This is a genomic window from Ciceribacter sp. RN22, from assembly GCF_024054295.1.
In the GTDB taxonomy this organism is placed as follows: Bacteria; Pseudomonadota; Alphaproteobacteria; order Rhizobiales; family Rhizobiaceae; genus Allorhizobium; species Allorhizobium lividum.
In genome coordinates this window covers 389,245-412,524 of record NZ_JAMXLD010000001.1, presented here as the reverse complement: position 1 = coordinate 412,524, position 23,280 = coordinate 389,245, and the positions used below count along the sequence as shown (strand labels likewise).

Below are 23,280 nucleotides of genomic sequence, written 5' to 3'. Positions count from 1 at the left end.
TGCAGATGTCTGAGAACAGCGCTTCTTCCGCTTCGAAAGAAAGACACAAGACCATGCCTGCATCGACGCCAGCAAGGATCAGTCCCCGTCTCGGCAGGGTCGCATTGGCCGCCGTCATCGCCGGCGCGACGATGGTTCTTTCCGGGTGTGGCGCCAACCGCGACGGTATGACTACGGGCTCCATTCCGGATGATTACCGGACCCGCCATCCGATCACCGTCACCGAGGTGGAGCACACGCTCGACATCCCGATCGCCTCCGGAGACCGCAATCTCACGATCAACACGAAGGATACGATCGCGGGTTTCGCTCAGGACTACCTGAGCATGTCGACGGGAACGATCCAGATTATGGTCCCACAGGGCTCTCCGAACGCGGCGGCCGCATCGATCATGCGCAGGCAGATCCGCGCCGAACTGGTTGGCAAGGGAATCCCGGCACCGCGCATCATCGAAACGACGTACCAGGCTGCGGCCTCCGGCGATGCTGCCCCTGTTCGTCTGAGCTTCGTCGCCTCGACAGCCGTAACCGATGAGTGCGGCCAGTGGCCGGAAGATCTCGCCGACAACACCGTCATGAACCGCAACTGGCACAACTTCGGTTGCGCCACCCAGAACAATCTCGCAGCGCAAGTCGCCAATCCCATGGATCTGATCGCACCGCGCGGCGTGGCCCCGATCGACGCCGCTCGCCGCTCGAAGGTGATTGGTCTCTACCGGGAAGGCAAGGACACGGCGTCCAAGTAGGCGGCGCAGTGGATACGGGGGCAGGGGAAACGCATGAACGCGATTGAATACGATATCGAGACAGGCTCTCGTGAGAATCAGGACGCCGAGCCGACAGCAATTGCGGCTGATCTGGAGCACCTGCGTCCGCTGCCGCGCATCTCGGTTCACGCTTTCTGCATCGCGGAGAGCACGCGCGGCGTCATGGAAAAATGCGCCCAGGACCGGCGGATGGCAAAGGTGAGCCTCAGGATCACCAGCGGCAACATTGCCGCTGCCGCTGCGATGTTCGCCTCCTCTCCGACACCGAACTTGATCATTCTGGAGACGGACTCGCCGTCGTCCACGCTGCTGGCGGAGCTCGCCCCGCTCGCCGAGGTCTGCGATCCGACCACCCGGGTCGTCATTATTGGCCGCTACAACGATATCCCCCTCTATCGGGAGCTGATGCGCAACGGCATATCCGAATACATCGTCGGCCCGGTTTCCATGGCGGAGGTCATCTCCTCTATTGCCGCGATCTTCGTCGACCCGGATGCCGAACCGCTCGGGCGCACCGTCGCCTTCATTGGCGCCAAGGGTGGCGTCGGCTCCTCGACCATCGCACACAATTGCGCCTTCGGCATATCGAACCTCTTCTCCACGGAGACGATCCTCGCCGACCTCGATCTGCCCTATGGTACGGCCAACATCGATTTCGACCAGGATCCGGCGCAGGGTATCGCCGAAGCCGTTTTTGCACCGGAACGTCTCGACGAGGTGTTCCTGGACCGTCTGCTCACGACCTGCTCGCAGCATCTTTCGCTGCTTGCTGCCCCTTCGCTCCTCGACAGAGCCTACGACTATTCGCGCGACGCCTTTCAGCCGCTGCTGGAACTCCTGCAGCGGAGCGCGCCCGTCTCAGTACTCGATCTGCCGCATGCGTGGTCGGACTGGACCCGAACGGTCCTTTCCGAGGTCGATGAAGTGGTCATCACCTGCGCGCCGGACCTCGCCAACCTGCGCAACGCGAAGAACATGTTTGATGCACTGAAGAAGCTGCGTCCCAACGACAAGCCGCCTCACTTCATATTGAACCAGGTCGGCATGCCGAAGCGGCCCGAGATCGCGCCGAGCGATTTCTTCGAGCCGCTGGAGATCGAACCGATCGCAATCATTCCGTTCGATGCGCAGCTGTTCGGTAACGCGGCGAACAGTGGGCGGATGATTTCGGAGACGGACGCGAAGTCTCCGACGGCCGAGACGCTCTCGCAGATCGCGCACCTCGTGACGGGGCGTGCGACGATCAAGAAACCGAAGAAGGGGGGTCTCGGGAAGGTCCTGGGACTTCTCGGCAGAAAGTAAGTTCAAGCGTGGGGATGACGTAAAGTGGCTATGTTCGGCAGACGCGGCGACGGATTCGGAAAGGCCGGCCCTGGTGCAGGTATGGCTGCGACCCCTGTGGCGCCTGCCCCGGTTTCCGAGAGTACGTCGTCGGCCGGCGCGATCATCGCGGAAGCGCCTCCCGTCGCCCAGGACGCGACGCGCCGTCAGCAGGTGACGCCTCCACCGATGCAGGCGCCTGCCGCCGGCCGCAAGCGGCCGGCGCGCACCCAGGACTATTACGACACGAAGAGCCAGGTCTTTTCTGCCCTGATCGACACAATCGACCTGTCGCAGCTGGCAAAACTTGACGGCGAAAGCGCGCGCGAAGAAATCCGCGACATCGTCAACGACATCATCACGATCAAGAACTTCGCGATGTCGATCTCGGAGCAGGAGGAGCTGCTCGAGGACATCTGCAACGACGTGCTCGGCTACGGCCCGCTCGAACCGTTGCTTGCGAGAGACGACATCGCCGATATCATGGTGAACGGCGCCGGACAGACCTTCATCGAAGTCGGCGGTAAGACGATCGAGTCCGATATCCGGTTCCGGGACAATGCGCAGCTCCTCTCCATCTGCCAGCGCATCGTCAGCCAGGTCGGTCGACGCGTCGACGAATCCAGTCCGATCTGCGACGCGCGTCTGCCCGACGGCTCCCGTGTCAACGTCATCGCGCCGCCGCTCGCGATCGACGGCCCGGCGCTCACGATCCGCAAGTTCAAGAAGGACAAGCTCAATCTCGACCAGTTGGTGAAGTTTGGTGCGATCACGCCCGAAGGCGCGGACGTGTTGCAGATCATTGGGCGTGTTCGCTGCAACGTCGTCATTTCCGGCGGTACCGGTTCGGGTAAGACCACGCTTCTCAATTGCCTCACCGGCTATATCGACACCGACGAGCGCGTCATCACCTGCGAAGATACCGCCGAACTCCAGCTGCAGCAGCCGCATGTTGTCCGCCTTGAGACGCGCCCGCCGAACATCGAGGGTGAAGGCGAGATCACCATGCGTGATCTCGTGAAGAACTGCCTGCGCATGCGGCCCGAGCGTATCATCGTCGGCGAAGTGCGCGGATCGGAAGTGTTCGACCTGCTTCAGGCGATGAACACCGGCCACGACGGCTCCATGGGCACGATCCACGCCAATACGCCGCGCGAGTGTCTGAGCCGAATGGAATCGATGATCGCCATGGGTGGCTTCAGCCTGCCGGCGAAGACGGTACGAGAGATCATCGCCGGCTCCATCGACGTCATCATCCAGGCCGCGCGTTTGCGCGATGGTTCACGCCGGATCACTCATATTACCGAGGTGATCGGCATGGAAGGCGACGTCATCGTCACTCAGGACCTCGTGCGCTACGAGATCGAGGGGGAGGATGCCAATGGCCGGATCATCGGGCGCCACGTCTCGACAGGCATAGGCAAGCCGCATTTTTGGGACCGCGCACGCTACTACAATGAAGAGCGCAGGCTTGCCGCCGCTCTCGACGCCATGGAACAGAAGAGCAAGGGGGTCTGACGCTCATGTTCGGACTCGAGCCTACCATTTTGCTCATCATAGCCCTGGTGGCGGTTGCTGCCGGTGCACTTGCCTATGGCGTGCTTTATTCGCGGATCGAGGTCGAAAAGAAGACGGAAAGCCGTATCAGCCGTGTCAAGTCGGCTGAAACCGATCTGGCGAAGATCAAGGCGGCACGGGACCGCGTACAGGAAATTTCCAAACGCCGAAAGTCCGTTCAGGATTCGCTCAAGGATCTCGAGCGCAAACAGCAGGAGCAGAACAGGAAGATGGCGAAGGCCGACATCAAGTCGCGCCTCGTTCAGGCCGGGCTGTCCATCTCGCTCACGCAGTTCTACCTCTTGAGTGCAGCCTTCGGTGTTGCTGTGCTCGTCCTCACCTTCCTGTCCGGCATGCCGCTGCTCGTCACGCTCGGTTCGGCATTCGTCGCTGGGCTCGGCTTGCCGCGGTGGATCGTCGGCTTTCTCGTTCGCCGCCGCCAGAAGAAGTTTCTGGAAGAGTTTCCGAATTCGCTGGACGTCATGGTTCGCTCGATCCGTTCCGGTCTGCCCCTGAACGATGCGTTGAGGTTGATCGCCTCCGACGGGCAGGAGCCAGTGAAGGGCGAGTTCCGCCGCGTAGTCGAGTCCCAGCAGGTCGGCCTGAGCATCCCGGAAGCCTGCCAACGCATGATCATGACCATGCCGTTGCAGGAGATCAATTTCTTCTCGATTGTCATTGCCATTCAGTCCCAGGCCGGCGGCAATCTTTCCGAGGCACTCGCCAACCTCTCGCGCGTGCTGCGCGAGCGCAAGAAGATGAAGGCCAAGGTGAATGCGCTCTCCATGGAAGCGAAAGCTTCTGCCGTCATCATTGGTGCATTGCCGTTCATCGTCACACTTCTCGTGTATCTGACCTCGCCCCATTACATCATGATCCTGTTCACTGATCCCCGCGGCCACATGATTCTCGGCATTTCCGCGGTGTGGATGTCGATAGGTATCCTGGTGATGCGCAACATGATCAATTTCGACATCTAGGACGCACGCCATGACGCAGGATCTCGCCGCTCGACTGACCGACCCGGCGCTGGTTGTCGCCGTTCTGGTGGCCATCGCGGTCTTTGCGACGCTTTATACGATCGCCATTCCCTATCTCGAGCGCGGCGACCTCGAAAAGCGCATGAAGGCGGTGTCGACCGAACGGGATCAGATCCGAGCCCGCGAACGCGCCCGCATGAATGCAGACGGCGCGCGCGGCAAGACAAGCCTTCGTGCCGCCCATAACCATTCCGTCCGCCAGATCGTCGAGAAGTTCAACCTGCGGCAGGCGCTGGTCGACGACGCCACGATGGACAAGCTGAAAGCCGCGGGCTTCCGCTCGCAGAACGCTCTCAACATCTTTCTCGTTGCTCGGTTTCTTCTGCCTTTCCTGACACTGACGCTGACGGCCGTCTGGATCTTCGTGCTCGGCAATCTCGCAGAAAGGCCGTTTGCCATTCGTATGCTGGTGACGGTGGTCGGTGGTTATATCGGCTTCTATCTGCCCAACATCTACGTCTCCAACCGCATGGGCAAGCGGCAGCTCTCGATCAAGCGCGCTTGGCCGGATGCCCTTGATCTCATGCTGATCTGCGTCGAGTCAGGGATCTCCATCGAGGCTGCGATGCGCCGTGTTTCTGACGAAATGAGTACTCAGTCGCCGGAGCTCGCGGAGGAAATGGTTCTGACGACCGCCGAGCTTTCCTTCCTGCAGGACCGCCGAACGGCACTGGAAAATCTCGGCAACCGCACCCAGCTGGATGGCGTGAAGAGTGTTACCCAGGCCCTGATCCAGGCCGAGCGCTACGGGACGCCGGTCGCGCAGGCGCTTCGCGTCCTCGCGCAGGAGGGCCGCGATGAGCGCATGAACGAAGCAGAAAAAAAGGCGGCCGCCTTGCCGCCCAAGCTGACGGTGCCGATGATCCTCTTCTTCTTGCCGGTGCTCGTCGCCGTCATTCTCGGACCGGCAGGCATTCAGGTGTCCGACCGCTTCTGAGGCAAGCAGATTGCGACTGGTGACGAAAGCCGCTATCTATTGTCACCCGCGCGACTGGCGACAGAGATGGATGACCATCGGGGAGCGCGGGCGAAACGAACGCCGCTCGCCTGGGCACAAACATCCAACTTCTGGAGTTGTCCCATGTCGTCTCAAGTGATCTTCCTCAGTATTCTCGGCGCGATCCTGATTGGAGCGATAAGCCCCGGACCGAGTTTCATTCTGGTGAGCCGCACAGCAATAGCAAAGGGACGGGCGGCTGGTATTGCCGCAGCGCTCGGCATGGGTGCCGGGGGTGCGTGCCTCGGAGGACTGGCGCTGCTTGGTCTGAGCGCACTCCTCCTGCGGGCCGAAGCAGTCTTCGTACTCGCAAAGATACTCGGTGGCATCTATCTTGTGTATCTCGGCTTGCGCATCTTTCGGCACGCGTCCGCCCCGCTCGTGTTTGAGGACGGTGGACCGGTGCGGGCAACGTCGCTTGGCGGCGTTCTTGTGGCCGGCCTTCTCACCCAGCTCAGCAATCCCAAGACCGTTATCGTCTACGGCAGTATTTTCGCCGCACTTCTTCCCGCCCAGCCGGAGCGTTGGCTGATGCTTGCACTGGTGCCGATGCTCTTCGGTGTAGAAGCGGGATGGTATCTGCTCGTCGCGCTTGTCTTTTCCGCGAGTGGGCCGCGCCGCGCCTACGCTCGTGCAAAGGTCTGGATCGACCGAAGTGCCGGTGCGGTCATGGCTGGCCTCGGCACACGGCTTGCCGCAGAGGGAATCTCCTCACGCGTCTGGTGAAGTCTCGGGTGGTCCCGTCATGACCGCGTCAGTTGGTCCGGGTGTCGGCGTCCTTCGCGGCAAGCTGTTTCCAGGAATTCTGTTGTGCGAGCATCGAGCGGAGGTAGGCGACGTTTGCCTCGGCCTGCTGCGGATCGAGTTCCTGGCGCGCAATACGCTCGGCTTCGTCGAAACGTCCCTGAAGGCCTACCACCAGGGCGAGATTCTGGCGAACGCGGCTGTCGGCGGTCGGCTGCTGCGACGCCGACTTCAAATAGGTCTCTGCCGTTCTCAGGTCGCCGGACAGCACGTATGACATGCCGAGATTGGAAAGCACGGACGGTTCGTTCGGCTTGAGATCGAGAGCCATGCGATAGCGGCTGCGAGCTTCGGAAGAACGGCCGAGCTGATCGAGAACGGCGCCTTCGGCGGAATAGAGCCGCCAGTCCGGCCGGTCGGGCGTCTGTGCTCTCGATATGGTCGACAATGCCTGCTCCATCTGGCCGGCTGCCGCCTGCGCCTTGCCGTAGGCGGCGAGTACGTCTCGGTCGGCGGGATGAGCGATTGCCACCTGCTGCATCACGGCCAGCGCCTGGGTATCGCGGCCGGTCATCATCAGGATGCTGGCGTAGGTGAGACCCGTTTGCCTGTCCTTGGGGTTACGATCATAGGCCGAGCCGATCCGCTCGGCGGCGGCGGCGAGTTCGCTCGCCGTCATCGTCTCGACCGGCTTGGTGAGCGTGGGGATTGACCCGGTGACGGTCGGGTCCTTCTTGGCGGTGGTCGCACAACCGGCCATGACTGTCGCGAGCGCAAGAATGCAGACTTTGGCGGTCATCGTCACGCGACGTGATGTGGTTCTCCTGGCCCCCATGATTCACTTCCCCCTGATGCGGCACTTCCGGCGTCGGCAGAACCTGCAGGTGACATCCGACGCAACATGTGACCAGCAATAATCTGTTAACCCTAACGGAGCGTTAATGTCGGCACCCTCGACTGATTCCGCAGAAAGAGCATCCATGGCGCCCTACCAATATATCGACCGAAAAAGCCCCTTCAGCACGAAGAGCGGGAAGACCCTTCCGATCTTCGCCGTGACGCCCGCCCATGTCGAGACCGGCACGATCGATCCGATCGCGCTTGATTGGGCGCGCAAGGCGGGCTTCACCGCAGAGGCGGGGGCGCTGCTTCTCGTTCCGACGGCCGACGGCCATCTCGGAGGCGCGCTCTTCGGCCTCGGCACCAATCCTTCGGCGACGCCCTTTCTCGCCGGCAAGCTCGCCCGCCAGCTTCCTGCCGGCGACTGGCACATCGAGACCGCGCCCCTCACGGCCAATCGCCTGGCGCTCGGCTACGGCCTCGGCAGCTACAGCTACGACCGCTATCGCAAGGAGATTCAGTCCGGGCCGAAGCTGTTGATCCCGCAGGATGCCGACGCGACTGACATCAAACGGCAACTTGCCGGTGTCTTTCTCGCGCGAGACCTCATCAACACACCGACCAACGACATGGGGCCCGTCGAGCTCGAACGTGTGTTCCGGTCGGTTGCCGAACACTACAAGGCGGAGGTGTCGGTCGTTGTCGGCGATGACCTCCTGAAGGCGAATTTCCCATTGGTTCATGCCGTGGGTCGGGCGAGTGCCGAGGCGCCGCGTCTGCTCGAGATGCGTTGGGGCAAGGACGGACATCGCCGCGTCACTCTCGTCGGCAAGGGAGTATGCTTCGACACCGGCGGTCTGGACATCAAGCCTGCTTCATCGATGCTGCTGATGAAGAAGGACATGGGCGGCGCAGCCAATGTCCTGGGGCTGGCGCTGATGATCATGGACGCCAAGCTGAAGGTCGACCTGCGTGTCATCATCCCTGTCGTCGAGAATTCCATCGGAGGGAATGCGTTCCGCCCCGGTGACGTCTATCGCAGCCGCAAGGGATTGACCGTACAGATCGACAACACGGACGCGGAGGGGCGGCTGATCCTCGCCGATGCACTCGCCTATGCGGACGAAGAGGAAACCGATCTCCTCATCGACATGGCGACCTTGACCGGCGCGGCGCGCGTGGCGCTCGGGCCGGACCTGCCGCCCGTCTTCACAGACGATGAGGAACTTGCCGCCGAACTCATCGACGCGAGCCTCGAAACCGACGATCCGCTGTGGCGGATGCCGCTCTACATGGGGTACGACAAGAGCCTCAAGGGCCAGATCGCCGACCTCACCAACGCGCCGGCCGGCGGCATGGCAGGAGCAATCACGGCAGCCCTGTTTCTCAAGCGGTTCGTGAGCCGCGCCAGGAGCTGGGCCCATTTCGACATCTTCGGCTGGGCGCCTTCGGAGCGTCCGCATTCTCCGGTCGGTGGCGAGGCCCAGGCGATCCGCGCGCTCTACCGCTATCTGCGCTCCAGCGTTCGATGACGCGGCGGGCGCTTACCCAACAGCGAGCCTTGCCAACGACGGCCGATTGCCGGAAAAGAGTGCGTCGTGAACCCGGATGACGTCGGATGAGTGTGGAACTGACCGCAACCGAGGCATTGAGCCTGTGGCACAGGGTGACGCTGCAGCAGGTGCAGCAGGACAATCGCGATCTCACGCTTCGGCAGATGGCGATTCTCCTGCACATTTACCTCGTACCGCCGCCTCACACGGTGCGCGGGCTTGCGGCAGCGCTCAGCGTGACCAAGCCGGTGATCACCCGTGCGCTCGATACCATGGGAGAGATGGGCCTTGTCGAGCGCGTGCGGGATGATCGTGATCGTCGCAACGTCGTTATCAAGCGCACCGTTGGTGGTGCACTCTACCTCGAGCACTTCGGTGACCTCGTCATCGAAAAGGGGCGAGCGCTGGCGCTTTGAGAGGGTCTTATGGCACTGGACAGACGATTGAACGCCTATCGCGAGGACTTGGCTGAAAAGAGGCTGGAGGGGCAGGTCGCCGCCCGTCGCTTCGTTACGGGTGAGCCGGCCAGGATCGTCTCGCCGGTTTCAGGCCTTCGTCCCAAGCCGGATCCAGCATCAGGCATAGACACGGAGGTTCTCTTCGGAGAAGAGGTGACGGTCTTCGACCGCGCCGAGGGCTGGGCATGGGTGAAGGCAGCGAGTGACGGTTATGTCGGCTACCTGCCAGACGGAGCGCTTGCACCCCCGGACGCGTCACCGACCCATCATGTAGTCGTCCCCCGTACCTTTCTGTATCCCGGCGCGGATCTGCGCTTCCCCGCTTCTGCTGCCCTTTCGATGGGAAGTCGCGTCGCGGTCGTGGGCGAGGCCGAGACCCGGGGCACTCGCTACTTCCTGGTCGCGGACAGGCGGGCGATCGTGGCGGGGCACTGCTTGCCGATCGGCACCTATGCGAGCGACGACTACGTGGCCATCGCCGCCCGCTTTCTTGAAACACCCTACCTGTGGGGCGGACGTTCCGGCTTTGGTATCGATTGCTCCGGTCTCGTCCAGCTGTCGTTGATGATGACGGGCCGTTCGGCGCCCCGCGACACCGACATGCAGGCCGCCGGACTCGGCGTCGAGATCGGACGCGGCGATCTGAAACGCGGTGATCTCGTCTTCTGGAAAGGCCATGTGGCAATCATGGAAGACGAGAAGACCCTGCTTCACGCCAACGGTCATACCATGACCGTTGCGCGCGAGGATTTCGAGGCCGCGGTGAAGCGTATCGCCTGGCTCTATGACGTTCCGACCGGTTATCGCAGGCCCGTCACATGATCGTGCGCCCCGGTGGCGGTCTTACGCTTGCCGGCTCCGGCTCCTATATGACACCTGACTGTCGATCTGCAGATCAGCCGTCGGCAGGAAACCGGAAGGGCAGGTCCATGAAGATTGTTTCGGCAGTACTGAGTTCTGCCCTGGGTGTCATTGTCGCCGTACCGTCCTGTCTTGCAGACGAGAGGCGGTTGGTCGACCCCTCCGGCTATTTCAAGGATCTGCCCGGCGTTACGGCCCCGGATGTGTTGCAGAAGGAGCCGGAATACAGATGCACGACAGCAACCCGCAGCTTTCGCAACCGGGACGATGTCGGTTTCTCCGACAGTCTGCCCGTGCTCGTCTACCGCTGCACCCGCGACGGTGTCACCTTCGAGAGCCGCAATCCACCGCTGACCGGCTCCTGGTATCCGGGTGTCAATCCGCGCAACATCGAGAAATAAGTGCCTGCATCTGGGGTGCGAGCCTTGCGAGGAAAGCAAGGGTGCCTTTCCGTGCAGGCCTTTCCTCCGCCTCGGCATGGGTCTAGGTTGCGGGGATGTTCAAGTTTTCATCAGTATCGAGGGTGCTTGCCTGGTCCCTCCTTTTCACCGTCTTCTTCGTCACGATAAGTCCGATTGGTCTCAGGCCACACACTCTGACGACGGTCAACCTCGATCGCGCCGCCGCCTTTGCCGCAGTCGCGATGCTCTTCGTGCTGGCTTACCCGGATCACTGGAAGCGAGTGGGCTTGCTGCTGATCGGCGGTGCCGTTCTCTTTGAAATTCTGCAGATGATCTCGCCGACACGACACGCCCACGTCGAGGATGCACTCGTGAAGTCGTTCGGCGTTCTGGTCGGAGTGGCTGTGGGCTATGTGACGTCGTACGTCGTAGCCTTGGTGCGCCCACCGCTTGCCGCCCGCCCTGTGCCCGCTCGCAAGGACTGACACGAGGTTTCTCAGCCCGCGGTGAACGACTTCTCCCCGTGTGCGGGCGCCGCATGGTCTCACTGGCGTCAGAAACGAGAAAAGCCCGGACGAACCGGGCTTTTCTCGTGTTTTCAACGCCGTAGCTACGGCTTGAAAGGGGAATTTGGTGCCCAGAAGAGGACTCGAACCTCCACGCCTCGCGGCACAGGTACCTGAAACCTGCGCGTCTACCAATTCCGCCATCTGGGCGACGGTCACGCATGTAAGGGGGTCGCCTCTTGCTGTCAACAGGCATTTTGAAGTTTTCGTGTCATCGGTCGAGAAAGCTGTGCGGCGGCTCCATGTGCCGTTGGTTCTCCGCGAAACGATGGGCGACCTGTGGTCGGTGCGCTGGCGTGGAACAGCGCTTCGGGGGGCGTCTTCGAAAAGCCATGATCGCCCCCAAGATCGGGCAGGTGGAGAACAGATCGTTCGGATCGACCTGTCATTGCGCCCCCGACCGGGTGGTGTCCGGACAGGCGGAGGACGGGGGAGACGCTCATGTACAGGATCCGGAATTTCTTGCTTGGCGGCCTGCTGGCTGCAGCAAGTGCGCTGCCTGCGCCGGCCAGCGCCACGATGCCTGCAATACCCGGCGGGCGGGAAGCGGCATCCACCGATGTCGTACAGGCGGCGGTCGTCTGTGATCGCTACGGCTGCTACGACACGTGGCGCCATCCGCCGCCACCGCGTTGGCTGCCACCACCACCGCCGCCGCCGATTTACCAGCCGGATCCACCTTATTACCGTCCGGTTCCGCCCCCGCCACCCTACTGGCATTATCGTCGTCCCCCTCCGCCTCCGATCTACCGTGTGCCGCGCTCCTGGGACAATCACGTGCGGTGGTGCCTCGAGCGCTATCGCTCTTACAATCCGCGGACGAACCGCTATCTCGGCTACGACGGCTACTTCCACATCTGCCGCTCACCCTATCGGTGAGCGGGGCCGAACCGCGAAGAAGGCCGGGTGTACATTCGGCCTTCTCTAGCCCGCGTTCTTCGGGCTCTGGCCAGCCCGGTCGACGTGGCCGAGATCGCGGCCCGGTTCGATGACGTCGCGTATTCGCTGCTTCAGTTCCTTCGGTCCGGGAAAGCCGCCGTCTCGTTTGCGCTCCCAGACAAGGGTTCCGTCGATCCGGATCTCGAAATTGCCGCCGGTCCCGGGGACGAGAGCCACCTCGCCGAGACTGTCGGGAAATGTCTGAAGCAGCTCCTGGGCCATCCAGCCGGCGCGCAGCAGCCAGTTGCACTGGGTGCAGTAAAGAATGGTGATGCGGGGTTTGGTCGACATGTCTCTCTCTTTTTTCGGCGATGATATCGGTCTGGCCGCGGGTGGTCCACCGGCTCAACGTCTCGGGTTCAAGGCTCTTGAACCTGCCGCGCCGTCATGGTCATCTGACGCTGGCTCTATCTGAATCGGAACGGATCGCAAGCATGCGCGTGGCTATTGTCGAGAACATGCCTTCAACCCAACACGGGCTGGTCGGGGTCGCGCTCCGCGAGACAGGAGCCGAGCTTGACGTGATCCGTGCCTTTGCCGGCGAACCTCTGCCGGCCGACGTCCATGACCACGACGCTCTGGTGGTCTTCGGTGGCGAACAGAATGCCCGCGACGATCACACCCATCCGTATCTGCCGGCGCTTGCCGGTGTGATGAGGAGTTTCGGCGAGGCCGGAAAGGCGGTCCTCGGCATCTGCCTCGGTAGCCAGGTGCTCGCGCGCGCCTATGGCGGCGAGAACCTCATCGGCGCCGCACCCGAATTCGGCTGGAGGGATATCATGCTGGCCGACGGCGCGAGGAGCGATCCAGTCTTGGGCCATCTAGGCCGGCAATTCGTTTCGTTCCAGTGGCACGACGACACGTTCACGCTCCCGCAGGGTGCGATCCGTCTTGCTGAGAATGATATCGCCAGGAACCAGGGCTTCCGCGTCGGCCGGGCCGCCTACGGCATGCAGTTCCACTTCGAGGCGAACCAAACGGTCGTCGAGAAATGGATCCGGCTCTTTCCGGCTCACGTCGAGCGCAAGGAGCCGGGATGGCTTGCACGCCATTCCGAGCATGCCGCCACACATGGCGCTCAGGCGGATGCTGCCGGCCTCGAGATCGCCCGTGCCTGGGTCCGCCAGATCTGAAGCTGGAGCGACTTGACGCCGGCCATCGCCGAAGGGGCGCAATCCGGGCCCTCCGCCACGGTATATCCGAATGGCCGAGGTGCCGCCTAACGTTGCCGCGCCCTGAGCACCTTGCGGGCGTGATTGTCGCCGACGATCGCCGTGTGGCGGCGGTCCGGCAAGACGCCGCCCGATGCAGGGTCTTTGATCCGAGTCGCTGCAGGGTCGGCCGGTATCCGTTCCGCGCCGCCGGCGCTCGAAGACATGGTCGTGGCAGCGGCGCCTTGGCGGTAGGTGTAGCTGTCGGCGCGGCGCCAGGCCTCGACGCGATCCGCGCATTCGACGGGATCCAGATCCTTGAGCAGCGCTTGCGCGCGAGTCCGCTCGTCCGCGGTTTCGCGAAGGTGAGGGTAGAGGTGTTCAAGCACGAAGACCGCTTCGCGGGATGGCATGGCGACGCCCGCCAATGTCACGGCGAGCTGGCGACCGGAAATGTCGAGCATGATGCGTTCGGCGAGCCACCGGCTTGCGGAAAGTACCTCGGAAAGCGTCGAACAAAAGTGATCCGCCTCGCCGTTACGGGCGAAGCGGACCAGCAATGCCTCCTGCATCGACGTGATGGTACGCACACCCAGCCGATCGGAAGCAGCGGCGTTGAGGTGATTTGCAAGCCGCTTGATGCGCTCGCGCAGTGCTTCGCTGTGGTCCGGTCGAGCTTGCTGCGAGACAGTTTCGTCACCGTCGGATCGGTCCGGCCCCATGCTGTGACGAAGTCCGACAAGTGCGTCAATGACGGTGGGCGAAAGCGACTGCCGGCGCACGATGGCGCGGGCATGCGCAGCGCCCTGTGTCCGTGCGATCATGATCAGGAGATCGTCTGAAAGGCACGGTGACGAAGCGAGAAAGGGGGCTGCGACCGCGATCGGCTGCGAGGCGATGAAAAGCGCCACGGTAGGCGGGATGTTCGGGTTCTGCGACAGTGCGGCGACCGCCTGACGCCGGGCGTCTTCGGAGGAGGCCTGGAAGAGCGGCGCAAAGAGTTCAGCGAATTGTCTCAACTCGCTCTTCCTCGGATGCCGGACGTTCTCGAAGCTGGTGACGGTCGCCATCAGAACAACGTCCTTCTTCCGCAACCCCTGGGGCTTCTCGAGTTCCCGAAAGCGATCGACCACGACAAGACCTTAACCTTACGCAAAACAGATGTGAGTCAAACTAGAACAAATTTGTTAGCAAGCTGTTAACTAAGCTGTGCGTGAATTGGGCCATAGTCGTGAAGCTGCACGCCGATTCGCTTGCAGGCACACGTGTTAGGCGTGCCCCGTCTGGTGGGCAGTGAGTATCGTCCCATCGTCGGTTCGCGCTTGAGAAAGGCGCAGATGACCCGGCTTTGACCCAACAAGGAAGCGCTGCCGGGCTGTGCCGGCCCTCGGACCGAGGGCGGGGTGAAATCGTTTTCTTCATCCTTCTCGGCCTGGAAATGGAGACGAGCATGGCGGAGATCGTAAAATTGGAAGAAAGGCTGGCACGCCAGCCGAAGCGGCGGGTGGAGCATCACGAGGCGGTGATCCTGCTCTTTACAGGTGTGCGTTACGAGTACCGCGACGGACATCTCATTCGCACCAACGACCTGTTCACCGATGGGCAGCGCGCACCTCAGCCGAAGGGGAAGGACCCGCTGCCCCACTGATCGCTCCGATCGGTGGAGAGAAAATCGCCGCTCTCAGTAGTTGGAGAATGGCGTACATACCGCGCCCGCGAGAAATTCTCTCGCGCTTTCCTCGAAACTCGCCTGAGGAGCCATGGTTCGCAGGACCGCATAGCCGAGCGGGTCCTTGAGCTCGACCGTGATCGTCTGCGAAAGAGAGTCCGGCAGGGCCTTTCGTATCCGCCCGAGTTGGACGGTCGAAGCGGCGAGTACATCGACGCCACCGTCTACAGACGTTCGGTCGTTGATGCTGAAGACCTCGTCGGACCGGCTGTCGTAGATGGCGAGTGACCAGAAGCCGGGGCCCTTGCCCGCAAGAAGCCTGACCGGCTGGGTTGTGACGTCGAAATGGCAGACCGCTATCTTCACATAGGGATCGAGATTGGCAAGCCTCTCGCCCTCGGCGGTATCCGGGAGGCTGTAGAAGGTGTCTTCCGGCCCTTCCGCTTGCACCCGCGTATAGGCGTCCTTGCCGGTAAAGCTCGGAAGCGCGAGGATAATGAGAATGTGCAGCAGTGCCGCTCCGACGAGCCCCGTCGCGGCTGCAAAGAGAAGCTTCCTAGCCATTGTCGCACCCGATCCGTTCCAGCTCCGGCATGTCGAGGCCGATCAGGCCGGAGCTTCCGGCCGCCGGCGTATCGAGAAGAGTGAGCACCAGCGAGAAGGAGCCTGTTTGTGGTAGCGTCAACCAATTGCCGGGCTGAGGCTCGGGCGAGACCAGAATCTCGAAGCTGCCGTCCTGGTGCCGCAGCACCGTTCTGGCATTGAAGGAGGAGGGCAATGCAGCGGGAGTCGGTAGCGGCCGGCCGGCCGCATTTGCCGCGTAGAGCGTCCAGGTGCGTGCGGTCGGCGTACGGCCGTGCAGGCGATAAGTGCACCCGGTGTTGAGCCGTCGTCCTTGCGGGTCTTCCGTCGCGGTAAAGACCAGGCCTTCGGCCGAACCGTAGAGAAGTCGTCCGGCTCTGGCCCGATGTGATCGGGCATAGGGATCGGCCGAAGCTGTCTGGGCCTCCGGAAATGCGTGCCACACACCCAATCGGATCGCCCCGAAGCCGGCCGATGCCTGCAGTGCCCAGATCGCCGAGAGGATGCCTCCGCCGAAAGCGATGGCCAGCGCGACGGCAATGAGGAAAGGAACCCGGAACACCTTGTCGACCAATTCCATGTTATCTGGCTGCAAGCGGTACCATTCAAACCCTTGAAGTTCAAACGCCACCAACGTTCCCGGGCTACTTTCTTCGTGCCTATCCCGGATCGCGGCTGGCGGCGGATGCGACCTTGCGGGGAGGGCTGACAGGATCAGCATCTTTCAGCATCCGGCCGATCTCGCGAATAAGTTTTGTCGATTCCGCCGACAGGGACCGGGGTCTCGTGAGGGGGGGAAGGCCCGCGGGATCGCCCTCCTTCGGCTTTGCGGCAACCTTGGTGGAGGAGGAGTCCGGTGTCGGATTTTCGACACCGGGAATGGCACGCAGTTCGATGCCCTGGTGTGCATAGTCCATCAGCTTCTTGAAGGTCATCGCCGGGACCGAACCGCCGGTCATGTTGTTGGTCGAGGTATAATCGTCATTACCGAACCATACGACAGCCGTGTAATTCCCCGTGAAGCCGCAGAACCAGGCGTCGCGATAGGCCTGCGTGGTGCCCGTCTTGCCGCCGGTCAACACGCCGTCGACAGCAGCCCGGCGCGCGGTCCCGACATAGGGAACGCGTGTCAGCATCTGGTTCATGTAGGCAGCAGCGGTTTCGGAGAGCACCCGCTGCGGAGGCGGCTCGTCCCGCGAGAAATCGTAGAGCACGTCGCCGTCATAGTTCATGATCTGCGCGATGCCGTGACGGCGCGACTGATAACCCCCGGTGGGAAACACGGCGTAGGCCGTGGCCTGGTCGAGTACGGTGACTTCCGAGGTCCCGATCGGGATCGTCACGTCCTTGCGGATGGGCGTCTCGATACCGAACTTCTTGGCCTCCGCCATGATGTTGTCGATCGCCTTTGGCCCGAGCTTTTCCTTGGCGAGCCGGACGGGAATGGTGTTGATCGACTTGGCGAGCGCAGTCTTGATGTCGATCCGTCCCGCATAGCTGTTGCCGTAGTTGTGTGGGCTCCAGTTGCCCCATGAGATCGGAGCATCGACGATTGGGGAGTCCGGGGTAAGGCCTGATTCCATCGCCAGTGAATAGGTGTAGACCTTGAAGGACGAACCGGGTTGCCGCAGCGCCTTGGTGGCGCGGTTGAACTGGCTTTCGCCGTAGTCGCGGCCGCCGACCATCGCGCGAACCTCCCCGCCGTTCTCGATCAGCACCAGGGCTGCCTGCTTGGCATTGTAGGTCTCGCCGTATTCGCGCAAGCTGGAGGAGACGGAGGCTTCGGCCGCCTTTTGCAGCCCCATGTCGATCGTCGTTCGCACCACCAGCGAATGCTCCGGAAAACGTGCGGCGATCCGCTGTACCTCATCGAAAGCCCAGTCGAGGAAGTAATCCGGTGCTTCGGCATCATCGCGGTCGACGACGGTTGCCGGATTGCGTCGCGCACCGATCACCTGCCCCTCGGTCATAATGCCGCTCTGCACCATGTTGGACAGAACCTCGTTGGCACGCGCCCGTGCCGCCGGAAGGTTTACATGCGGCGCGTATTTCGCCGGCGCCTTGAAGAGCCCTGCGAGCATGGCGGATTCGGCGAGATTGACCTCGGTGATGTTCTTTCCGAAATAGAACTGTGCTGCCGCCGCCGTACCGAATGTTCCGCCGCCCATGTAGGCGCGGTCGAGATAGAGCGACAGGATTTCCTTCTTGGTCAGATTGGCTTCGAGCCATAGCGCCAGGAAGGCTTCCTTGATCTTGCGTTCGAGCGAGCGCTCGTTCGTCAGGAAGAGGTTCTTGGCGAGCTGTTGCGTGAGCGTCGATCCACCCTGGACCACCGTTCCGGCGCGCGCGTTCTCGTTCATGGCGCGGACGAGGCCCAGGAAGTCGATGCCGAAATGGTCGAAGAAGCGGCGGTCCTCGGTTGCCAGCACCGCCTTGATCAGGTGATCGGGCAGATCATCGATCGGCACCGAGTTCTCGTGGATGATGCCGCGATGGCCGATCTGGTTGCCGTAGCGGTCTAGGAAGGTGACGGCAAAATTGCCGCGGTTGCGCCAGTCCTTCTTGGTTTCTTCGAAGGCCGGCATCGCGAGCGCCAGCAGCAGCACGCTGCCCGCGGTGCCGAGAGTCATGGCTTCGCCCAACACCTCGAAAACCGCCCGTTTCCATCCGTGCACGCGGAAACGGCGGAAGAAGATGGTAATCTCCTCCCAGGCCTCGCCGGCGGCGAAACCAGCATTCCACACGGTCGAGTCGATCCAGGAATCGATCCGCAGCAGGATATGGCTCTTCCTGCGCGGTCTCCTTTTCGGCGGTTCTGGCTCCTGCACCTTAGAACTTTCCCCGTTGACGACGCGTTGAAAGCTTGACGAGGCCGCCGCCGCACGCCACAGGAGGGCGTCGAGGCATGGAGCCGTCGGCATAGACTTGATACATGGTCCATTCGGGCCCAAAGAACAAGAAGAAAGCGGCGCCACGCAGCCGCTCCCGCAAGGTACGATGATGAACGAGATCCCTTACTGGAAACGCAAGACGCTTGCGGAGATGACGGCAGAGGAATGGGAAGGCCTCTGCGACGGCTGCGGGATTTGCTGTCTCAACAAGCTTGAAGACTGGGATACCGGGGAAGTCGCGTTCACCTCGGTTGCCTGCCGGTTGCTGGACGCCCACAGCTGCCGATGCAAGGACTACGAGAACCGTCAGGCCACGGTTCCCGATTGCATTCGTCTCACCCTCGACGAGGTGGAGACGATTTCGTGGCTGCCGCCCACTTGCGCCTACCGGCTGATCTCCGAGGGTGAGGATCTCTACTGGTGGCACTATCTGGTGTCCGGTGATCGCGAGACGGTTCACCGGGCCGGAATTTCGGTCCGTGGTCGCACCGTGAGTGAGGAGGTCGTGCCGGTCGAGGATTTCGAGGACTACATTGTCGACTGGCCCCTCAGGGTTGGAGAATCCTGAACCGGTAGCGAGGCGCAGCCGGCAACGAGCGTGCGGAAGGACATAGCGCCTTCTCCTCTGTCAGGCCTGGTTATCGAATCTTCGGAAAATTTCGCTTTTGCCTCTTGACCCTCCCATGATGGGAAGGTCCATCTAGGATGGCAGAGGTGAAAATCATGAACGAACTGCCGACAAGACGGAACCAAATGTCATCGCGCGCCGCTCCCATCGAGGTGCCTATCGAAGGCATGACTTGCGCGTCCTGCGTCAAACGCGTCGAGAAGGCGGCCGCCGCTGTGCCCGGTGTGGCCGAGAGCGTCGTCAACTTCGCGACCGAGACCCTGACGGTGAAGCCGCGGGACGGCTTCTCGGCGGAGAAGCTTCTCACGGCGATTCATGCTGCCGGCTACGAGGCGAAGCCGGAGACGGTCGAACTCGAAATCGAGGACATGACCTGTGCTTCCTGCGTCGGGCGGGTCGAGAAGGCGCTCAAGGCCGTGCCGGCCGTCGAGGGCGCCGCGGTCAATCTAGCAACGGGGCAAGCCACCGTCTCCGTGCTTGGAGGCAAGACCCAGGTCCCGGCCTTGCTCGACGCGGTCCGGAAGGCAGGCTATGGCGCCAAGCTTGTCGCCGACACTGACAACGGTGACGCCGCGCAGGCGGCGCGCGCCCGCGAGATCGGCACGTTGACCCGTGATTTCGTTATTGCGTTCATCCTGACCCTGCCACTTTTCGTCATGGAGATGGGAAGCCATCTCTACCCGCCGCTGCATCACACGCTGATGGAGATCTTTCCTGGAAATCTCCTGAACTACATCCAGTTCGCCCTAGCGACTGCCGTTCTGCTTGGGCCGGGTCTCCGCTTCTATCTGAAAGGTTTTCCTGCGCTCCTGCGTGGCGGACCGGACATGAATTCACTCGTGGCCATTGGAACGTCGGCGGCCTATGGCTATTCGCTCGTGACGACGTTCGCGCCCGAACTGTTGCCTTACGAAGCGCGCAACATCTATTACGAGGCGGCGACGGTGATCGTCACGCTCATTCTGCTCGGCCGATTGCTGGAGGCGCGCGCCAAGGGTCGCACCGGCGAGGCGATCCGCAAACTTGCTGGCCTTCAGGCGAAGACGGCTCGTGTCGAACGCGACGGCGTCACGGTCGATGTCGCGACGGAGGCCGTCATCGTGGGCGATGTCGTGGTGATCCGCCCCGGCGAGCGTATTCCGGTTGACGGCGCCGTGATCGACGGCGGCTCCTATATCGACGAGTCCATGATTTCCGGCGAACCCGTGCCTGTCGAGAAAAGCGCAGGTGCGACTGTCATCGGTGGCACGATCAACACGAGTGGGAGCTTCCGCTTCCGCGCGGAAAAGGTCGGCGCCGATACCATGCTCTCGCAGATCATTCGTATGGTCGGCGAAGCGCAGGGATCGAAACTGCCGATCCAGATGTTGGTCGACCGGGTGACGGGCTGGTTCGTGCCGGTAGTCATGGCGATCGCCGCACTTACCTTCGTGGTCTGGTTGTTCCTCAGGCCCGAACCCGCCTACACCTACGGTCTGGTGGCGGCGGTTGCGGTGCTGATCATCGCCTGCCCCTGTGCGATGGGGCTTGCTACGCCGACATCGATCATGGTCGGCACGGGGCGGGCGGCGGAGCTGGGCGTGCTGTTTCGCAAAGGCGAGGCACTGCAGAAGCTGCGCGAGGCTGATGTCGTCGTCATGGACAAGACCGGTACCATCACAAAAGGCCGGCCGGAGCTCACGGATCTCGTTGTGGCGAACGGCTTCGCCGACGACGAGGTCCTGATGCTTGCGGCGAGCCTGGAAGCGCGATCGGAACATCCGCTCGCCGAGGCGATCGTCAAGGCGGCAGAGGCCCGCAAGCTCGCGCCGGCTGCCGTTGAGAAGGCTGATGCAGTGCCGGGCTTCGGCATCACCGGCGTCGTGGCCGGACGTGAGGTAGCGGCCGGTGCTGACCGGCTCATGGCCAAACTCGGACTTTCGGTCGAACTCTTTTCAGATACCGCTCGTCGGCTTGCCGCCGAGGGTAAGACCCCGCTCTATGTGGCCGTAGACGGCGTACTCGCCGGCGCGATTGCCGTTGCCGATCCCCTGAAGGAGACAAGTCCGGCTGCGGTTTCAGCGCTCAAAGCAATGGGGCTCAAGGTGCTGATGGTGACCGGCGACAACCGCGGAACGGCTGAGGCGATCGCCCACGCCGCCGGCATCGACGACGTGATCGCCGAGGTGTTGCCGGAAGGCAAGGTGAACGTCATCCGGGACCTGAAGGCCAAGGGGCTCACGGTCGCCTTCGTCGGTGATGGTATCAACGACGCGCCGGCGCTGGCGAGCGCGGATACAGGCCTCGCCATCGGAACTGGGACGGATGTGGCCATCGAAAGCGCGGACGTCGTGCTCGTCGGAGGCGATCTCGGCTCGGTCGTTCATGCGATCGAACTGAGCCGTATGGTCATGCGGAACATTCAGCAGAACCTGTTCTGGGCCTTCGGCTACAACGTTCTTCTGATCCCAGTGGCCGCGGGTCTGCTCTACCCTGCCTTCGGCCTTCTGCTGTCGCCGATGATCGGGGCCGGTGCTATGGGCCTGTCGAGCGTTTTCGTGGTCACCAATGCGCTCCGCTTGAAGCGGGCGCAGGTGACCCGGCTTTCCTGATGAGGAGGACGAGACGTGAATATTGGTGAAGCCTCCGAGGCCTCCGGCGTTTCCGCCAAGATGATCCGGTACTACGAAGAGATTGGCCTCATGCGGCCGGCGAGCCGGACGGCCTCGAACTACCGTCTTTACGGCGAAGAGGAAGTGCATCGCCTGCGGTTCATTCGCCGCGCCCGTTCCCTCGGCTTTTCGCTCGAGGAAACGGAGCGATTGCTGCGGCTCTGGGACGACAAGAGTCGCGCGAGTGCGGAGGTTAAGACGGTGGCACTTGCCCACATCGCCGACCTCGAGGAGAAGATCGCGGCCATGAAGTCCATGGTCGCCACGCTGACCGAACTGGCCGATTGCTGCCAGGGCGACCATCGGCCCAACTGCCCGATTCTTGCTGATCTTGCCGGTCCGGACGCGCAACGCAGGGGGCACTAGCCCGGCCTGACAACGTCGAGAAAGATCCTGCAGGACAGTCGCGATTTTCGCTTGACCTTCCCATGGTGGAAGAGTGCATCACTGATGGTAACCGTGCCGAAATGGCATCAGAGAAAGGACAGACAGCATGAGCGAACCCAATCTCTTCCGTGTCGAGGACATGACCTGCGGCCACTGCGCCAAGTCCGTGAAGGCCGCACTCGCCGACGCGCTGCCCGGCGCTGAGGTTTCGGTCGATCTCGTTTCGCACGAGGTTCGTGTTGCCGGAGATGCCGTGAAAGCCGAGGCGGCGATCCGCGAGGCCGGCTATACTCCGGAGCGGATTGGAGGCTGACGGCGGCCCGGAGGTCCGCAATCTCGTCGGGATTTGATCTTCCTCAAGGCTGAGGCGTTGACCTCCGGTTAAGGCATAGGCATATCGCTATGTGTTAACAGGAAAGGCTCCCCCGATGGTCACGAAATACTATCCCGACATCACCAAGGACATCTCCGCCCAGACCAAAACACTGCGAAAGGACATTCCTGACGTCATGGCCGGCTTTTCCGCCATGGCGTCGGCCGCGACCCGCGACGGGGCGCTCGACAAGAAGACCAAGGAGTTCGTGGCACTGGCGATCGCGATTGCCACGCGTTGTGACGGATGTATCGGCTTTCATACCGATGCGCTGGTGAAGCTCGGTGCCACCAAGGCGGAGTTCGAAGAAACGCTCGGCATGGCCGTCTATATGGGCGGCGGACCGTCGCTGATGTATGCGGCGCATGCGATGAGCGCCTGGGAGCAGTTCGGCGGCGCGGCCGAGTAAGCGGTTGGACGACAGACTTAGGCCATGCCGCGAGGAACGCTGACCTGTGCGCTCGCTCCGCGAAGTGCGGTGCGCCGGCCTGTTGGAACCATTCGCGCCGATCTGCATTTCCTTCCAGGACCGAGAGGAGGAAGTGCCATGACCCATGATCCAGACCTCAATCGTGACCCGCCGGGCGTCAGGAACCCGCCGCCACGGACCTCGCGCGGCGGCACCTGGACCTGGGCTGCCATCGGTGCGGCCATTGTCCTTGGCCTCGTCGTGTGGTCGCTGATGAGCGGCGGGCCCGGCGTCGACCAGTCGACGACGTCCTCGACGCCGCCGTCTGCGACCGACACCGCACCGGTCGTTCAGCCGACGACACCCGCGGCTCCGGCAACCGTGCCGACCAACCCGCCTGCAGGTAGCTCGCAGCCCTGAGTCGGGCCGATAGAAACAACAAGCCGCCCGCCTCGAAAGAGGCGGGCGGCAGAATCATGTCTCGGCGAGGGCGGCT

Annotated in this window: 26 protein-coding genes, 1 tRNA gene and 1 riboswitch; of the genes, 20 read left to right on the top strand and 7 right to left on the bottom strand. The window is 62.5% G+C overall.

Features of this window, described 5'->3' with window-relative positions; all coding sequences use genetic code 11:
* The first annotated feature begins 5 nt into the window (after nucleotides 1-5).
* The 6 genes from NHF53_RS02080 to NHF53_RS02055 all read left to right on the top strand — a co-directional run bounded on the left by NHF53_RS02080 (nucleotide 6) and on the right by NHF53_RS02055 (nucleotide 6,407).
* On the top strand, nucleotides 6-746 hold the full coding sequence (locus NHF53_RS02080) for a CpaD family pilus assembly protein (RefSeq protein WP_170141881.1): 741 nt from the start codon (nucleotides 6-8) through the stop codon (nucleotides 744-746).
* A gap of 33 nt (nucleotides 747-779) precedes the next feature.
* Complete coding sequence (locus NHF53_RS02075; RefSeq protein ID WP_252832900.1) at nucleotides 780-2,069, top strand: CpaE family protein; 1,290 nt, start codon at nucleotides 780-782, stop codon at nucleotides 2,067-2,069.
* 30 nt (nucleotides 2,070-2,099) lie between these two features.
* The gene (locus NHF53_RS02070; RefSeq protein WP_252834882.1) at nucleotides 2,100-3,605 is read left to right on the top strand and encodes a CpaF family protein; all 1,506 of its coding nucleotides are present in this window, start codon (nucleotides 2,100-2,102) and stop codon (nucleotides 3,603-3,605) included.
* 5 nt (nucleotides 3,606-3,610) lie between these two features.
* Nucleotides 3,611-4,624 carry a type II secretion system F family protein gene (locus NHF53_RS02065; protein WP_252832899.1) on the top strand — a complete coding sequence of 338 codons (1,014 nt, stop codon included), beginning with the start codon at nucleotides 3,611-3,613 and terminating at the stop codon, nucleotides 4,622-4,624.
* 10 nt (nucleotides 4,625-4,634) lie between these two features.
* Nucleotides 4,635-5,621 (top strand): type II secretion system F family protein, encoded by a 987-nt coding sequence (locus tag NHF53_RS02060; protein WP_114363713.1) that lies wholly within the window; start codon nucleotides 4,635-4,637, stop codon nucleotides 5,619-5,621.
* A gap of 40 nt (nucleotides 5,622-5,661) precedes the next feature.
* Nucleotides 5,662-5,744, top strand: a riboswitch (ZMP/ZTP riboswitch).
* 21 nt (nucleotides 5,745-5,765) lie between these two features.
* Complete coding sequence (locus NHF53_RS02055) at nucleotides 5,766-6,407, top strand: LysE family translocator (RefSeq protein WP_252832898.1); 642 nt, start codon at nucleotides 5,766-5,768, stop codon at nucleotides 6,405-6,407.
* Between the two features lie 28 nt (nucleotides 6,408-6,435).
* On the opposite strand, the gene NHF53_RS02050 is transcribed toward NHF53_RS02055, so the two are convergent.
* Nucleotides 6,436-7,260, bottom strand: a complete 825-nt coding sequence (locus NHF53_RS02050; RefSeq protein ID WP_114363711.1) for a tetratricopeptide repeat protein — start codon at nucleotides 7,258-7,260, stop codon at nucleotides 6,436-6,438.
* Nucleotides 7,261-7,405: 145 nt separating this feature from the next.
* On the opposite strand from NHF53_RS02050, the gene NHF53_RS02045 reads away from it, so the two are divergent.
* The 5 genes from NHF53_RS02045 to NHF53_RS02025 all read left to right on the top strand — a co-directional run bounded on the left by NHF53_RS02045 (nucleotide 7,406) and on the right by NHF53_RS02025 (nucleotide 11,023).
* Entirely contained in the window at nucleotides 7,406-8,797 is a 1,392-nt protein-coding gene (locus NHF53_RS02045; protein ID WP_252832897.1) for a M17 family metallopeptidase, read from the top strand.
* Between the two features lie 86 nt (nucleotides 8,798-8,883).
* On the top strand, nucleotides 8,884-9,234 hold the full coding sequence (locus tag NHF53_RS02040; RefSeq protein WP_148156548.1) for a helix-turn-helix domain-containing protein: 351 nt from the start codon (nucleotides 8,884-8,886) through the stop codon (nucleotides 9,232-9,234).
* Between the two features lie 9 nt (nucleotides 9,235-9,243).
* On the top strand, nucleotides 9,244-10,098 hold the full coding sequence (locus NHF53_RS02035) for an NlpC/P60 family protein (RefSeq protein WP_252832896.1): 855 nt from the start codon (nucleotides 9,244-9,246) through the stop codon (nucleotides 10,096-10,098).
* Nucleotides 10,099-10,205: 107 nt separating this feature from the next.
* The gene (locus NHF53_RS02030) at nucleotides 10,206-10,538 is read left to right on the top strand and encodes a hypothetical protein (protein WP_252832895.1); all 333 of its coding nucleotides are present in this window, start codon (nucleotides 10,206-10,208) and stop codon (nucleotides 10,536-10,538) included.
* Nucleotides 10,539-10,633: 95 nt separating this feature from the next.
* Complete coding sequence (locus tag NHF53_RS02025; RefSeq protein WP_252832894.1) at nucleotides 10,634-11,023, top strand: VanZ family protein; 390 nt, start codon at nucleotides 10,634-10,636, stop codon at nucleotides 11,021-11,023.
* A gap of 146 nt (nucleotides 11,024-11,169) precedes the next feature.
* On the opposite strand, the gene NHF53_RS02020 is transcribed toward NHF53_RS02025, so the two are convergent.
* Nucleotides 11,170-11,254: transfer RNA gene (locus NHF53_RS02020), tRNA-Leu, on the bottom strand.
* 291 nt (nucleotides 11,255-11,545) lie between these two features.
* On the opposite strand from NHF53_RS02020, the gene NHF53_RS02015 reads away from it, so the two are divergent.
* The gene (locus NHF53_RS02015) at nucleotides 11,546-11,983 is read left to right on the top strand and encodes a BA14K family protein (RefSeq protein ID WP_252832893.1); all 438 of its coding nucleotides are present in this window, start codon (nucleotides 11,546-11,548) and stop codon (nucleotides 11,981-11,983) included.
* A 45-nt stretch (nucleotides 11,984-12,028) separates the two neighbouring features.
* On the opposite strand, the gene NHF53_RS02010 is transcribed toward NHF53_RS02015, so the two are convergent.
* Complete coding sequence (locus tag NHF53_RS02010) at nucleotides 12,029-12,334, bottom strand: SelT/SelW/SelH family protein (protein WP_252832892.1); 306 nt, start codon at nucleotides 12,332-12,334, stop codon at nucleotides 12,029-12,031.
* Between the two features lie 143 nt (nucleotides 12,335-12,477).
* Between NHF53_RS02010 and NHF53_RS02005 the strand changes: the two genes are divergently transcribed.
* A complete protein-coding gene (locus NHF53_RS02005; RefSeq protein ID WP_252832891.1) occupies nucleotides 12,478-13,176 on the top strand; it encodes a type 1 glutamine amidotransferase in 699 nt (232 codons plus the stop codon).
* A gap of 86 nt (nucleotides 13,177-13,262) precedes the next feature.
* Here the strand turns inward: NHF53_RS02005 and NHF53_RS02000 are convergent, their stop codons facing one another.
* Complete coding sequence (locus NHF53_RS02000; protein ID WP_254007817.1) at nucleotides 13,263-14,264, bottom strand: DUF2336 domain-containing protein; 1,002 nt, start codon at nucleotides 14,262-14,264, stop codon at nucleotides 13,263-13,265.
* A gap of 380 nt (nucleotides 14,265-14,644) precedes the next feature.
* Here NHF53_RS02000 and NHF53_RS01995 point away from each other — a divergent pair, with 380 nt between their 5' ends.
* A complete protein-coding gene (locus NHF53_RS01995) occupies nucleotides 14,645-14,842 on the top strand; it encodes a hypothetical protein (protein ID WP_170141876.1) in 198 nt (65 codons plus the stop codon).
* A gap of 33 nt (nucleotides 14,843-14,875) precedes the next feature.
* Here NHF53_RS01995 and NHF53_RS01990 read toward each other — a convergent pair whose 3' ends face one another.
* From NHF53_RS01990 to NHF53_RS01980, 3 genes are all read right to left on the bottom strand, one after another.
* On the bottom strand, nucleotides 14,876-15,427 hold the full coding sequence (locus tag NHF53_RS01990; RefSeq protein ID WP_252832889.1) for a DUF1254 domain-containing protein: 552 nt from the start codon (nucleotides 15,425-15,427) through the stop codon (nucleotides 14,876-14,878).
* Nucleotides 15,420-16,007 (bottom strand): DUF1214 domain-containing protein, encoded by a 588-nt coding sequence (locus tag NHF53_RS01985; RefSeq protein WP_252834881.1) that lies wholly within the window; start codon nucleotides 16,005-16,007, stop codon nucleotides 15,420-15,422. Before NHF53_RS01985 ends, NHF53_RS01990 begins: the two co-directional genes overlap by 8 nt.
* A gap of 97 nt (nucleotides 16,008-16,104) precedes the next feature.
* On the bottom strand, nucleotides 16,105-18,273 hold the full coding sequence (locus NHF53_RS01980; protein WP_252832888.1) for a transglycosylase domain-containing protein: 2,169 nt from the start codon (nucleotides 18,271-18,273) through the stop codon (nucleotides 16,105-16,107).
* Nucleotides 18,274-18,445: 172 nt separating this feature from the next.
* Here NHF53_RS01980 and NHF53_RS01975 point away from each other — a divergent pair, with 172 nt between their 5' ends.
* The 6 genes from NHF53_RS01975 to NHF53_RS01950 all read left to right on the top strand — a co-directional run bounded on the left by NHF53_RS01975 (nucleotide 18,446) and on the right by NHF53_RS01950 (nucleotide 23,204).
* Entirely contained in the window at nucleotides 18,446-18,904 is a 459-nt protein-coding gene (locus tag NHF53_RS01975; protein WP_252832887.1) for a YcgN family cysteine cluster protein, read from the top strand.
* Between the two features lie 155 nt (nucleotides 18,905-19,059).
* Nucleotides 19,060-21,555 carry a heavy metal translocating P-type ATPase gene (locus NHF53_RS01970; protein WP_252832886.1) on the top strand — a complete coding sequence of 832 codons (2,496 nt, stop codon included), beginning with the start codon at nucleotides 19,060-19,062 and terminating at the stop codon, nucleotides 21,553-21,555.
* 15 nt (nucleotides 21,556-21,570) lie between these two features.
* Nucleotides 21,571-21,981: a Cu(I)-responsive transcriptional regulator gene (gene cueR, locus NHF53_RS01965; RefSeq protein ID WP_114363699.1), complete on the top strand. Its 411-nt coding sequence runs from the start codon at nucleotides 21,571-21,573 to the stop codon at nucleotides 21,979-21,981.
* A gap of 127 nt (nucleotides 21,982-22,108) precedes the next feature.
* Nucleotides 22,109-22,315 carry a heavy-metal-associated domain-containing protein gene (locus NHF53_RS01960; RefSeq protein ID WP_252832885.1) on the top strand — a complete coding sequence of 69 codons (207 nt, stop codon included), beginning with the start codon at nucleotides 22,109-22,111 and terminating at the stop codon, nucleotides 22,313-22,315.
* Between the two features lie 115 nt (nucleotides 22,316-22,430).
* Nucleotides 22,431-22,784, top strand: a complete 354-nt coding sequence (locus tag NHF53_RS01955; RefSeq protein ID WP_129333198.1) for a carboxymuconolactone decarboxylase family protein — start codon at nucleotides 22,431-22,433, stop codon at nucleotides 22,782-22,784.
* A 138-nt stretch (nucleotides 22,785-22,922) separates the two neighbouring features.
* On the top strand, nucleotides 22,923-23,204 hold the full coding sequence (locus tag NHF53_RS01950) for a hypothetical protein (protein ID WP_252832884.1): 282 nt from the start codon (nucleotides 22,923-22,925) through the stop codon (nucleotides 23,202-23,204).
* Nucleotides 23,205-23,280: the final 76 nt, after the last annotated feature.

Excerpts from the sequence above, each read along its gene's own strand:
- NHF53_RS02010 (WP_252832892.1), bottom strand. The coding sequence starts at position 12,334 with ATGTCGACCAAACCCCGCATCACCATTCTTTACTGCACCCAGTGCAAC.
- NHF53_RS01995 (WP_170141876.1), top strand. The coding sequence starts at position 14,645 with ATGGCGGAGATCGTAAAATTGGAAGAAAGGCTGGCACGCCAGCCGAAG.
- NHF53_RS01955 (WP_129333198.1), top strand. The coding sequence starts at position 22,431 with ATGGTCACGAAATACTATCCCGACATCACCAAGGACATCTCCGCCCAG.
- NHF53_RS01990 (WP_252832889.1), bottom strand. The coding sequence starts at position 15,427 with ATGGCTAGGAAGCTTCTCTTTGCAGCCGCGACGGGGCTCGTCGGAGCG.
- NHF53_RS02040 (WP_148156548.1), top strand. The coding sequence starts at position 8,884 with ATGAGTGTGGAACTGACCGCAACCGAGGCATTGAGCCTGTGGCACAGG.
- NHF53_RS01975 (WP_252832887.1), top strand. The coding sequence starts at position 18,446 with ATGAACGAGATCCCTTACTGGAAACGCAAGACGCTTGCGGAGATGACG.
- NHF53_RS01950 (WP_252832884.1), top strand. The coding sequence starts at position 22,923 with ATGACCCATGATCCAGACCTCAATCGTGACCCGCCGGGCGTCAGGAAC.
- NHF53_RS02055 (WP_252832898.1), top strand. The coding sequence starts at position 5,766 with ATGTCGTCTCAAGTGATCTTCCTCAGTATTCTCGGCGCGATCCTGATT.
- NHF53_RS02050 (WP_114363711.1), bottom strand. The coding sequence starts at position 7,260 with ATGGGGGCCAGGAGAACCACATCACGTCGCGTGACGATGACCGCCAAA.
- NHF53_RS02035 (WP_252832896.1), top strand. The coding sequence starts at position 9,244 with ATGGCACTGGACAGACGATTGAACGCCTATCGCGAGGACTTGGCTGAA.
- NHF53_RS02060 (WP_114363713.1), top strand. The coding sequence starts at position 4,635 with ATGACGCAGGATCTCGCCGCTCGACTGACCGACCCGGCGCTGGTTGTC.
- NHF53_RS02080 (WP_170141881.1), top strand. The coding sequence starts at position 6 with ATGTCTGAGAACAGCGCTTCTTCCGCTTCGAAAGAAAGACACAAGACC.
- NHF53_RS01970 (WP_252832886.1), top strand. The coding sequence starts at position 19,060 with ATGAACGAACTGCCGACAAGACGGAACCAAATGTCATCGCGCGCCGCT.
- NHF53_RS02070 (WP_252834882.1), top strand. The coding sequence starts at position 2,100 with ATGTTCGGCAGACGCGGCGACGGATTCGGAAAGGCCGGCCCTGGTGCA.
- NHF53_RS02000 (WP_254007817.1), bottom strand. The coding sequence starts at position 14,264 with ATGGCGACCGTCACCAGCTTCGAGAACGTCCGGCATCCGAGGAAGAGC.
- NHF53_RS02025 (WP_252832894.1), top strand. The coding sequence starts at position 10,634 with ATGTTCAAGTTTTCATCAGTATCGAGGGTGCTTGCCTGGTCCCTCCTT.
- NHF53_RS02015 (WP_252832893.1), top strand. The coding sequence starts at position 11,546 with ATGTACAGGATCCGGAATTTCTTGCTTGGCGGCCTGCTGGCTGCAGCA.
- NHF53_RS02075 (WP_252832900.1), top strand. The coding sequence starts at position 780 with ATGAACGCGATTGAATACGATATCGAGACAGGCTCTCGTGAGAATCAG.
- NHF53_RS02045 (WP_252832897.1), top strand. The coding sequence starts at position 7,406 with ATGGCGCCCTACCAATATATCGACCGAAAAAGCCCCTTCAGCACGAAG.
- NHF53_RS01960 (WP_252832885.1), top strand. The coding sequence starts at position 22,109 with ATGAGCGAACCCAATCTCTTCCGTGTCGAGGACATGACCTGCGGCCAC.
- NHF53_RS02065 (WP_252832899.1), top strand. The coding sequence starts at position 3,611 with ATGTTCGGACTCGAGCCTACCATTTTGCTCATCATAGCCCTGGTGGCG.
- NHF53_RS02005 (WP_252832891.1), top strand. The coding sequence starts at position 12,478 with ATGCGCGTGGCTATTGTCGAGAACATGCCTTCAACCCAACACGGGCTG.
- NHF53_RS02030 (WP_252832895.1), top strand. The coding sequence starts at position 10,206 with ATGAAGATTGTTTCGGCAGTACTGAGTTCTGCCCTGGGTGTCATTGTC.